Here is a 2,523-nt window from a genome sequence, read left to right on the forward strand (position 1 = left end):
GTCGTCCAAAATCGGTTGTATGGTTCTCCTATTTCGGATCACATGGATTCGACGATGTCTCAAGAAATCTGGAAACTGACGCACTACGTGGCATCCGTATGCGTTCTGCTATTGGATGCAGCAGAAAATGCCCAACCCACCTGGACCTGGACCAACCAATATGGCTCAACTCTGACCGTCAACAGCTACGGTCAGAGTACCGGAGCACGTCTGGCACCTACACGAAACGCAAGCAACAGCTCCGACGGCAATGTGCCCCAAGCGATGACTGGCTGGCTTGCTCAGACCAATCAAGGCACGGCGATTAGCTTTGCGGTCAACTTCAGCTGCTGTGGCTCAACGACCGTGTAGACGGGGCAGCTTAATGCTGCATTGGAATTTCAGGGCCTCTGGCTGCTCTCACTAGTGGCTCTGCACAGTGATTTTGACAGGTTGGGTCCGGCAGTCAGATTAGCTCCGCCAGGAGTTTCGGATCAATGAGGACCTCGATGCTGCGAGGTGTCCTTGGCTGCCGTCTGATGAGGCCGGCGCGTTCAAGCGTCATCCAGCGCACCGAACTGAGGGCGCTGCTCAGCGGCGGCAAGCATGCGTCCCGCAAGCTCAAGCGAGCGCAGATTTTGCTGGCCGCCGATGCCGAGACCAGCGACGAGGAGATCGTAGGAGCGTCGGCGTGAGCGGCTCGACCGTGTACCGCACCAAGCGACGCTTCGTGGAAGGCAATCTGGAGCGGGCGCTGAAAGAAGAGCCGCGTCCCGGGGCGGAACGCAAACTCACGGGCAAGTGCAGCTTGCAGGCCGCTCAGAACGTGGAGGAAGTTTCGACCGACACGGTTTGGGGGTATCGGACTGCAGGAGAAAACGATCGTTTGGGTCATGGACCTCAAGCCGCATAGGCCGGCTGCGCGGGTTCCAACTTTCCGTCGTCAGCCAACCACCTTGCTAGACCCTCGCGCGGCCGACGATTGGAATTTCCCAAGCTGGGTCTAGCGTTCGGCGATTGCGGGTGAGACATACGACAGGAGGCAAAGCAACAGCACCTGCGAGAAAGCCAGACCGACGGAGATGATTTTAAGGCCCCGCATGCCCGCGAGGAGAGTGAAAGCGACGCCTCGAATGGCCGAGGCGGCCAGTTGAGCATCACGAGGATAAGGACATCCTTGGTGAGGTCGCAGAGAATATAGACTGCGGGCAAAAGCCAAAACGCCCAAACGGGTACATTCAACAAGATTGGAGGCCAATGCGATAGCCTCGCACGAAGAACGCTAGCATAACCTAGAAACAAGCCGAGACATACCAAATAGGCGATGTCGAGCGAAATAACGTGGCGCGCATAGCCCTTCGCTGATCGTCCTTGCGCTTGGACCCATTCGAACAACGTATCAGCTTCGAGACGATCGCCCTTCGCAGGCTCAGGCGGAACGGTATATTTCGAATCACCGTGCCCCGTCGGTCGCTCCAGAAGACGCAAGGAGACGGCGTTTCCTAATGGCATGGCCGCCTGGGCAATTAACAAAAGGCAATGCGATGGCGAGCGTGCCGAGAAGGATAATCAACCTCATGGGAACACCAGCGCTAATTGACCTGACGAACCTCAATCGTGGCTTCTCCGTCGTGGCGATCGTAGAAGCTTGAGCCACACATTCCGTCGAACGGCAAATCGAGTCATTCACGTAAAGGAACAGCTCGCCGTCTCTGCGTGGGGTTATGACCACGTCGAGGTTGTTTGACTTGATGTTGTCATCGGGTTCGAGAACCGTTTCATCACTTCCTGTCGACCCCACGCGGGCAACCACCTTGAAAGGCTGCACAAAGAGATGACGCTTCAGCGCCTGGCGTATGCGGTCGGTCAAAGTCACCGTCGAGGGATCAGCCCCTCTTGGGCTGACCACGATATCCCCGTTCTTCCAAGGTGATTTGCTATCTGGCAGAGGCGCCTTGATGAGATCCTGTATTTTAGCCCTTGCTCGACGATTAAGTTACATGCCTGAAGTCTTCTTCGTCGTCGCGGTCTTTCTTGAAGATGGCGACAGTCACTATCCCCGCACCTCACAAGCCGACGGGCAAATCGCAAAGCCCCCTTCCCGCTGGGGCCCTGGCAACGCACCTGATGCAGGCGCTGGCGCGGTCACAGGTTATTGCCATTCCATGAGGTCAGAGTAGTTGCTAAGGCGCTAAGCAGGCTGGTAGATTTGAAGTCGTCCCTCTGAAGTTAACACCACGAACTCGCGTCGGGTGGTCGCCGGCCTCGCGCCAGACCAGAGGATGCGGTGCCGGTTTGCTTGTCCGCTGCCTTTCGGCAGCGCTTGGAGCTGTCCGGAATTACAAACACTCCCGACCGCAGGCCCGCATCTGCAAGAGTTTGCAGATCGGCAGCTCAATTCAATTTTTCCTAAACCTCTGCAATTTAAGCCAGCCCCCTCCGCGCCTTGGCATCCTTCACCGCCGCAACCACCCTGCTGGGCAGCTCCGCGTTCTGCCGTCAGCCGATCCTAGACCGCACCGCACTGCCTCCACTACTCATCGG

Annotated in this window: 2 protein-coding genes and 1 pseudogene; 2 read left to right on the forward strand and 1 reads right to left on the reverse strand. The window is 57.4% G+C overall.

From position 1 onward, the window contains the following. Both K359_RS60745 and K359_RS60750 read left to right on the forward strand, forming a co-directional pair. On the forward strand, positions 1–351 hold a 351-nt coding region (locus tag K359_RS60745; RefSeq protein WP_245284959.1), incomplete at its 5' end, for an avidin/streptavidin family protein. 167 nt (positions 352–518) lie between these two features. Then, a pseudogene (locus K359_RS60750) lies at positions 519–781 on the forward strand (helix-turn-helix domain-containing protein); the annotation flags it as partial. A 651-nt stretch (positions 782–1,432) separates the two neighbouring features. Here K359_RS60750 and K359_RS0147635 read toward each other — a convergent pair. Beyond that, on the reverse strand, positions 1,433–1,849 hold the full coding sequence (locus tag K359_RS0147635; protein ID WP_029085218.1) for a hypothetical protein: 417 nt from the start codon (positions 1,847–1,849) through the stop codon (positions 1,433–1,435). Between the last annotated feature and the right edge of the window lie 674 nt (positions 1,850–2,523).

The sequence above is a fragment of the Bradyrhizobium sp. th-b2 genome (assembly GCF_000426785.1).
GTDB classification, from domain to species: Bacteria; Pseudomonadota; Alphaproteobacteria; order Rhizobiales; family Xanthobacteraceae; genus Bradyrhizobium; species Bradyrhizobium septentrionale.